General features: G+C 74.4%; 7 protein-coding genes and 1 pseudogene. 1 reads left to right on the top strand and 7 read right to left on the bottom strand.

What is annotated here, in order from left to right; genetic code table 11:
• The 4 genes and pseudogenes from DKT68_RS22390 to DKT68_RS22375 form a co-directional block, all read right to left on the bottom strand.
• Positions 1-891, bottom strand: a pseudogene (locus DKT68_RS22390) (SCO7613 C-terminal domain-containing membrane protein); the annotation flags it as partial.
• Between the two features lie 47 nt (positions 892-938).
• A complete protein-coding gene (gene cutA, locus DKT68_RS22385; protein ID WP_109819365.1) occupies positions 939-1,259 on the bottom strand; it encodes a divalent-cation tolerance protein CutA in 321 nt (106 codons plus the stop codon).
• A 9-nt stretch (positions 1,260-1,268) separates the two neighbouring features.
• On the bottom strand, positions 1,269-2,285 hold the full coding sequence (locus DKT68_RS22380) for a 1-acyl-sn-glycerol-3-phosphate acyltransferase (RefSeq protein WP_109819364.1): 1,017 nt from the start codon (positions 2,283-2,285) through the stop codon (positions 1,269-1,271).
• Positions 2,285-3,118, bottom strand: coding sequence for a patatin-like phospholipase family protein (locus DKT68_RS22375; protein ID WP_109819363.1), 834 nt, complete (start codon positions 3,116-3,118; stop codon positions 2,285-2,287). The genes DKT68_RS22380 and DKT68_RS22375 overlap by 1 nt, the downstream gene beginning before the upstream one ends.
• 164 nt (positions 3,119-3,282) lie before the next feature.
• Here DKT68_RS22375 and DKT68_RS22370 point away from each other — a divergent pair, with 164 nt between their 5' ends.
• Positions 3,283-4,791, top strand: a complete 1,509-nt coding sequence (locus tag DKT68_RS22370; RefSeq protein WP_109819362.1) for a serine/threonine-protein kinase — start codon at positions 3,283-3,285, stop codon at positions 4,789-4,791.
• A gap of 22 nt (positions 4,792-4,813) precedes the next feature.
• Here the strand turns inward: DKT68_RS22370 and DKT68_RS22365 are convergent, their stop codons facing one another.
• From DKT68_RS22365 to DKT68_RS22355, 3 genes are all read right to left on the bottom strand, one after another.
• The gene (locus tag DKT68_RS22365) at positions 4,814-5,869 is read right to left on the bottom strand and encodes a glycosyltransferase family 4 protein (RefSeq protein ID WP_109819366.1); all 1,056 of its coding nucleotides are present in this window, start codon (positions 5,867-5,869) and stop codon (positions 4,814-4,816) included.
• A gap of 154 nt (positions 5,870-6,023) precedes the next feature.
• Positions 6,024-6,695 carry a BON domain-containing protein gene (locus DKT68_RS22360; RefSeq protein ID WP_109819361.1) on the bottom strand — a complete coding sequence of 224 codons (672 nt, stop codon included), beginning with the start codon at positions 6,693-6,695 and terminating at the stop codon, positions 6,024-6,026.
• Positions 6,696-6,874: 179 nt separating this feature from the next.
• Positions 6,875-8,158 (bottom strand): trypsin-like peptidase domain-containing protein (locus DKT68_RS22355; RefSeq protein WP_236647032.1); only part of this gene is annotated, 1,284 nt, incomplete at its 5' end.

The raw sequence follows: 8,158 nt of genomic DNA, 5'->3' as shown, positions 1-8,158 counted from the left end.
GGGGTCGGGCACCCGGCCGGTGAGCCGTGCTGGTCGCCCCCCGTCGCGCAGTGCGACCAGCACGGCCAGGTCCAGCAGCGCCACCCCGAGCAGGACCAGCGCCCACCCGCCCGGGCCGGGTCGGGCCTCCACGGCGAGCAGCGGCAGCACCGGCTGGGCGGCCAGCAACGCGGCGAACCAGGGCCCGGTCAACCGGCTCCACCGGCCGTACGCCGCGGCGACCGCCGCGCTGGCCCCCCCGACCAGCGCGGCGTACCTGCTGCCCGGCCAGCCGGTCACGCCGGCCAGGTCCACCGACCAGGCGGCGTAACCGTCCAGCACCACCAGCAGCAGCCCCACCGCGGCGAACGTCTCCGCCGTGCCGCGCAGCCCCCGGCGCACCGCCAGCAGCGGCACGGCCAGGACGAGCGCGGTGACCGCCGCGAGGATCAGCGCCCGGCCACCGACCCCCACCGCCGCCCAGGCCACGGCGGTGAAGACCACCGCCGCGGTGCCCAGCAGGAGTCCACCGAGGACGAAGAGCAGACCCTGGACCGTCCGGGTCGACGTCTCCGCCGCGCCCGGCGCCGTGGATTCCGCCGGCGCCCCCGACCCACCGGGCGGCCCCGACACCGGCAGCGGCGCGGGGTGCACCGGGACGGACGCGGCCACCCCGGCGCGGACGATCGCGGCCAGCTCCGCCCGCCGCCGGGAGGTGGCTGCCAGCCGTCCGGCCAGCTCGACGTACGTCTGGCGCGCCCGCTCCACCTCCGGGCCGAGCCGCGCGACCTCCCGGCCCAACCGGACCACCTCGGCGGCGGCGGGGTCGGGCGCGCGGCGGCAGCCGGTACACCCGGTGTTCAGGTCGGCCGGGGCACCGCAGGCGGGGCAGGGGTAGCCGGTGTCATCCACCCGGTCATCATCGAAAGCAGCCGGTGCGCGGCCCAGAGTGCGCGTACTCAGGGGCGGGTGTGCTCGTGTACCCAGGTGGCGTAGCCCGGGTCGCCGCTCTCCACCCTGGACACGAGGATCTCCGGAACCTCGTACGGGTGGCTGGCCCGGATCTGGTCCACCAGCGCGGTGAGCCGGTCGGGCGAGGTCTTGAACTGCACCGACCACTCGGTGCTGGTCTCCACCCCGGACCGCCACCAGTAGGTGCTGTCCACCTGCCCACCCACCTGGGCGCAGGCGGCGAGTCGTCCGGCGACAGCCGCGGCCGCCAGCACGTCGGCGACCGAGCGCGCGTCCACCACCGTCGTCACCACGCAGATCTGATCCACGACCGCACCCTACGCGGCGTCGTCCCGATTGGCCGCGATCCAGGCGTCGATGCGCGCCCACCAGTCGTAGAGCCAGTCGATGCGTTCCTGTCGCCCGGTCGGCACCTCCTCCGGCGGCACCGACCAGAACCGCATCACGATCCGCTTGTCCATCGGCAGTTCCCGCCACACGTCGGCGACGGTGAGCATGCGGTCCAGCCCGGTGTGGGCGACGAAGATGACCCCGGCGTCCGGGGCGGCGTCCAGCGCGGCGAGCATCCCGCCGGGCTGCGGGGCGAGCACGTGCCGCATCCGCTCGGCGCGCAGCGCCATCCGTTCCAGGCCGAGGGAGCGCAGCCGGGCGATCGCGCGCAGTCGCCGCCTGGGGGTGAAGTTGCCGCCCTCCGGAAAGATCACGAACGCGTCGTTGTCGTCCAGGCCGGTGGCCAGGTGGCCGACCTGGCGAACCGTCTCCTCGCCGCGCTCCGGCGTCGGCGCGATGAACCGGTTGGGCAGCCGGTTGAGCAGCACGTCGATCGCCGGGTCCCACTGGAGGCTGTCCTTGAGCACGATCCGGGGCTCCCGGTTGAACCAGTTGACCAGCCCGTGGATCAGGATGAACGAGTCGCCCGGCCCGGCGTGCCGACAGAGCACCAGCTCGGGCCGGCCGGGCAGCGCCGTGTCCGGATCGGTGCCCACCACGTCGATGTGCAGCCGCAGCGTCCAGCGGGCCTGCCAGAACAGCACCCGCAGGAACCAGCCGGCCAGCACGTAGTGCGCGCGTTGGAAGGCCGGCGACCGGCTCCGCCAGCCGAAGCCGGAGGCGACCCAAAGCACGAAGAGCGCCAGCAGGGCGGCGGCGTCCCAGACCAGGTAGACGCAGCCGATCCAGAACAGCCGCAGCGGGCGCAACCGGCCCGGGACCAGCGGGGAGGCCGCCGCGGCGAGCAGCGCCCACACGGGCAGCGTGGTCACCACGACGAACGCGAGCAGCACCACGCCGGGGGCGAACACCGCCCGGCGCAGCCACCTGGGGGGCAGCGGCATCATCGCTCCACGTGGGTGGCGAGGTAGCGTCGCGAGGCGGTGTACGCGCGGCTGATCCGCCGCCCCACCGCCGCCATGTCCCGGTACGCCCACGGGGTGTCGTCGCGCGGGTTCAAACCCCCGGTCGGCAGGACGTGCACCTCCACACCCTCGGGCAGCGCGGCCATCTCCCGGAAGAATCGGTGCCGGCGGGAGATCTCGAACGCGACCTGCGCGATCTCCCACGGCCGCCGGGGCGGCGTCAACTCCCGCTCGATCCGGCCCACCTGGAGGACGAAGATCTGGCGGGCGCCCACGGCGACGGCCTCCCCGATCGGGATGGAGTTGACGATGCCACCGTCCACATAGTGCGCACCGTCGATCTCGGTGGGCGGGAGCAGGCCCGGCACGGAGGCCGACGCCAGCACGGCCGGCACCACCGGGCCGGTGTGGAACCAGTGCTCGGCGGCCCGCTCGATGTGCGCGGCGCAACAGCGGAACGGCACCCGCAGGTCGGCGAACGTGGTGTCCACCCCCAGCTCGGATTCGAGCAGCCGGCGCAGCGGCCGGGGCGAGTGCAGGTGGGTCCGGGCGGCGAAGCGACGCAGTTGCCGGGCGACCGAGTCGCCGTACACCTCGCTCGCCTCGGGCGAGGCCCAGAGCCGGACCAGCCGGTCGGTCACCGCCTCCGACGGGTCGGCGGCGACCAGCGCGCCGTTGACCGCGCCGATCGAGGTGCCGAGCACCATGTCGGGTTGGATGCCGGCCCGGAACAGGGCACGCAACATGCCCACCTCGACCGCGCCGAGCACTCCCCCGCCGCCGAGTACGAACGCCACCGTTCCCCCCGCCATGCCACCCATCCTGGCACGGGCCTGCCGCCGGCCGGTCGGGCCGTCGGCGCGGGCGGTGGACGCACGTCGGACGCCGCCCGCCGACGGAGTCCGGCGACGGCGTTGACAGGCAGGAGACATTCGCGCAACCTGATACCGCTCCCACCCCGAGGCAGGTGCGATCCGTGAAGGCAGGACTGCATCCGGGCCGGTTGCTGGCCCGCAGGTACCGGCTTCTCGACCAGATCGGCGCCGGCGGCATGTCGGTCATCTGGCGCGCCCACGACGAGGTGCTGGACCGGGTCGTCGCGCTCAAGGTGCTCGCTCCGTCGCTCGCCGCCGACGCCCGGTTCCGGGACATGGTGCGCGAGGAGGCGCGGGCCGCCGCCCAGCTGGTGCACCCCCACGTCACGTCGGTGCACGACTACGGCGAGACGGTCGCCCCGGACGGTTCCATCACCTCCTTCGTGGTGATGGAGCTGCTCAATGGCGAGGAGTTGGAGCTGCGGCTCACCGAGGGGCCGCTGCCGTGGGCCGAGGCGGTCCAGGTGGGCACGCAGGTCGCGGACGCGCTGGCCGCCGCGCACCGGCTCGGCATCGTGCACCGGGACATCACCCCGGCCAACGTGATGATGACCGGGGTGGGCGTCAAGGTGCTCGACTTCGGCATCGCCACCCGGATCGGCGCGCCCGACGAGGACGAGGACGGCGGCACCTTCGGCACCCCAGCGTACGTCGCTCCGGAGCGGCTCGACGGCGCGCCCGCCCAGCCGGCCACCGACGTGTACTCGCTCGGCGTGCTCCTGCACGAGGCGCTCACCGGTCGGGTCCCCTATCCGGCGGACACCTGGGAGCAGCTCAGCGAGGCGCTGGCCGACGGCCGGCCGCCGACGCTGGCCGAGGTGCCGGAGCTGCCCCCGGCGGTGGCCCGGATCTGCCTGCGCAGCCTGGCCCGGGATCCGGCCGACCGGCCGACCGCCCGGCAGGTCGCCACCGTGCTGAACGACCACCTCCTACCGTCGGACCCGCCCACCACCACCCGGGTATCCACGCTGACCCTGCCACCGGCGGCTCCGGGCGCTCCGGCGGCTCCGGCGGCTCCGGGCGCTCCGGGCGCTCCGGGCGGTGGGCCGGGCGCTCCGGGCGGTGGGCCGGGCGATGGATCTGCCGCACCCGCTCTGGGCGACGCCGGGCCGGGCCGGTCGCGGCGACGGCCGGCGCTGCTGCTGATCGCGGCGGTCCTGGCGGTCGGTGTGGCGCTGGCCGTCGCGGCCCTGCTGCCCGAGCAGCCCTCGACACCCCGGACGCAGCCCACCGCCGGTCCGGTGGCGCCCCCGTCGGCCAACCCACCGGCCACCGAGCCGTCCCGGGCGCCCGCGACAGCCTCGGTCAGGCCGAGCACCAGCCCGCCCACCTCGCAGGCCGGGACGCTGGTAGAGGCCGCCAACCGGGTCGACGGGCTTATCGGGGCCGGGTTGACCGCCGGGGAGATCCGCGCCGACGTCGGCCTCGACCTGCGCAACGAGCTGCGCAACCTGACCGCTGCGGTCGGCGGCGGCCGCAACGAGCTGGCCCCGCCGGTGGCCCGGCTACGCGAGAAGGTCGCGGTCCGGCTGGGTGAGGGAGGAATCAGCCCGGCGTACGCGCAGCGGCTGGACGCCGCCATCGCCGAGCTGGGCGCGGCCCGGGTCTGATCGGGCCACCGGGGCGGGTCGGTCAGCGGACTGGCACCCGGACGGACTCGCGGACGTCGTACCGGCTGGCGACGAAGCGTCGGTAGACCTCCTCGTAGCCGTACGCCATCCGCTCGACCGAGAAGTTCTCCTCGACGTGCGCCACGCAGGCCGCCGGATCCAGCTCCCTCGCCGCCCGCAACGCCGTGGGCAACTCCGCCGGCCGCTCGCAGACCAGTCCGGTCACCCCCGGCTGGACCAGCTCCGGCACGGCGCCCCGGTTGAGGGCGACCACGGGCGTACCGGTCGCCATCGCCTCCACCATCACCATGCCGAACGGCTCCTCCCACTGGATCGGCATGATCAGGCAGCGGGCGTCGACCAGCATCCGCAGCGTCTCCGCGCGGTCGGCGTTCAACACGACCCTCACGTCCTCGCCGACGAGCGGCGCGACGACCTGCTCGTAGTAGCGGCGTTCGGCCGGCTCGTTGCACTTGCCGGCGAGCAGCAGCGGAAGCCCGGCCTCCCGGCACGCGCGGATGGCGATGTCCGGGCCCTTGTCCGGGCTGAACCGGGCCAGCCACAGCACCGGCCCGGGGCCGGGAGCGGTCTTGCGCGGGAAGCCGCGCAGGTCCAACGCGTTGTGCACGGTGCCGGCCCAGGGCAGGTCCGGATTGAGGCGGCGCTGGGCGTGCGAGATGGCCACCAGGGCGACGTCCCGGTCGACCTCGTCGAGCACGTCGCCGTACTCGCCGACCGGGTTGCCGTGCACGGTCGCCAGTGTGGGCACGCTCCGGCGTCCGGCCAGGAGCGGGCCGATCGTGGTGTGGTCGTGGATCAGGTCGAAGTCGCCCGGCCTGATCATCCGGTTGACCCGCGCCAGGTGGGCCAGCTCCGGCAGCGACTCACCGAGCCGCTCGTACTGCACGTCGGGGACGGTGGAGACGAAGCCGCTGGCGGTGGTGCCGTGCCGTGCGCCGGCACCGAAGATGGTCACCGCGTGTCCGTGCCCGGTGAGCGCGTCCACCAGCGCGGCCACCACCTGCTCCAGGCCGCCGTAACCGGGTGGCGGCACGGACAGCCACGGCGGCACCACCATCGCGATGCGCAACGGCCGATCCGGAGCGCGGTCAGCGGGCGGGTGGTTCACGGCCGAGTCCTCCCCGTTGATCGCGGTCCGGTGTCGCCGCCGGTCGGCACGGTCCGTGGCGGGTTCCCGGTGGTGTCACCGGTAAACCGGACAACTCGGGCGATCACCCGCCGACGAGGAGTTGGTCGTGGACGACCCGTACCCCCGGCGCGGACCAGGCCACCCGCTCGACCTGGTCGCGTTCCCACCACGATCGGACCACCCCGGCGAGGACCAGCGTGTCGCCGTCCACCTCGATCGTCACCCGCTCGCCGCCGATCGTGCGCAGCAGCGCCCGCTGGACGTCCTGCCGCAGCCGGTCACCGGCCGGCGGCGCCGACGGACGCACCTCGACCAGGTTGGTGATGCCCCGTACGCCGTCCAGCCGGCGCAACTCCCCCTCGGCGGTGCGGCGCTGCCACCCGAACTCGACCTCGCCGCGGAGCATCAGCCAGCCGTTGGCCACGGTCACGTCCAGCCGTTCCGCGGGCACGAAGCTGTCCCACTCGAGGGCCCGGCTCGCGGCGAGAGCGATCTCCCCGTCGGTACGCCCCGGTGTGCCCGGCAGCCGCACCTCGATCTGGTCGGCCACGGCCCGGACCCCGCGGACCCGCTGCGCGCAACGGGTCGCCGCCCACCCGCGAGCAGCGCCGTCCACGAATCCGGTCAGGGTGACCACCCCCTGGTCGACGGTCACGCCGATCTCGTTCGGTTGCAGCTGGGCGTCCCAGGCCAGCTCGGCCAGGACGTCGCGCTGGATGCGCTGGTCGTCGCCGACATCCGCCACCGTGCTCATGGCCTCCACCCCCGTACGGTCGCCGTTTCGCCTGCCGACCGTGCCCGGCGGACGGGTGACGGCGGTTCACCCGATCCGGGTGAACCGCCGTCGGGGCGGAAAAGAGCGGCGGGTGACGGAGCCAACCCCCTTGGCTCCGTCACCCGCCGCCGGAGGGAGGAGGCAGGTTCAGATATCGGTCAGGACGTCTCGGCGAGCGTCACGGTCACGGTCTTCTCGACGCCGTTCCGCTTGAACTGCACCTCGACCCGGTCGCCCACCTTGCCGGCCTGCACCGCGCCGACGAGGTCGTCGGAGTCGTTGACCGCCTTGTCGCCGAACCGGGTGATCACGTCACCCCGCTGGAGGCCAGCCTTCTCGGCGGCGCTTCCCGGGGTGACGCCGGCGACCAGCGCGCCGCCGCCCTCGGCCATGTTGACGCTGACCCCAAGCGACGGGTGGCTGACCTTCTCGCCGCGCTGGAGCTTGCCCGCGACGTCCTTGGCCTTGTTGCTGGGGATCGCGAACCCAACACCGATGTTGCCGGTGCTCTGCCCGGAGGTGGCGATGGCGGTGTTGACGCCGATCACCTCACCCCGGGTGTTGACCAGGGCGCCACCGGAGTTGCCGGGGTTGATCGGGGCGTCAGTCTGGAGCAGGCCGGAGATCGAGCTGACCGTCTGGCCCTGCTCGTTCGGGTCCTGCTGCTGGCCCTCGCCGGCCCGGATGGTGCGGTCCCGGGCGCTGAGGATGCCGGCCGTCACCGAGCCCTGCAGGCCGAGCGGACTGCCCAGGGCGAGCACCTGGTCGCCGACCTGCATGCCGTCGCTGTCGCCGAAGGTGGCCGGCTTGAGGTCGTTCACCCCGTTGGCCTTGACCACCGCGAGGTCGGTCTTCGGGTCGGTGCCGATGATCTTCGCCTGGACGTTCCTGCCGTCAGCGAAGATCACCTGGACCGTGTCGCCGGCCGCGGAGGCGACCACGTGGTTGTTGGTGAGCACGTAGCCGTCGGCGCTGAGCACCACGCCGGAGCCCTCGCCGCTGCCGGTGGCGATGGAGACGACGCTGTCCTGCACGGCGGCGGCGATCTTCGGCAGGTCGGCGCTGTTGATCACGGGGGCCGCGGAGTAGGTGCGGGTGACGCCGCCACCGTCGCCGTCCAGGGCGAGCGCGAGCGCCCCGCCGGCCACGCCGGAGCCGAGCATCAGAGCGAACACCGCGACGCCGGCGCCGGCGAACTTGGCGATCCGACCCGGCCGGGGCCCGGCACCGGGCGGGGTGGCCTGCGGGCCCCAGGGCGGCACGGGCTGCCCCGGGTGCTGCTGCTGATGCTGGTGCTGCTGGTACGCCACGCCCGGCTGACCCCCGCCTGCCCAGCCGGACTGCTGGCCGGGGTACCAGGGAGCGCCGGGGTACCGGCCGGCGGTCGGCTGCGGGTAGCCGTGCTGCCCGGGCGCCGGGTGGCCGGAGACCGGGTACGGAGG

The organism is Micromonospora acroterricola (assembly GCF_003172955.1).
Classification (GTDB): Bacteria; Actinomycetota; Actinomycetes; order Mycobacteriales; family Micromonosporaceae; genus Micromonospora; species Micromonospora acroterricola.
This window is presented reverse-complemented; position numbering and strand designations above follow the sequence as displayed.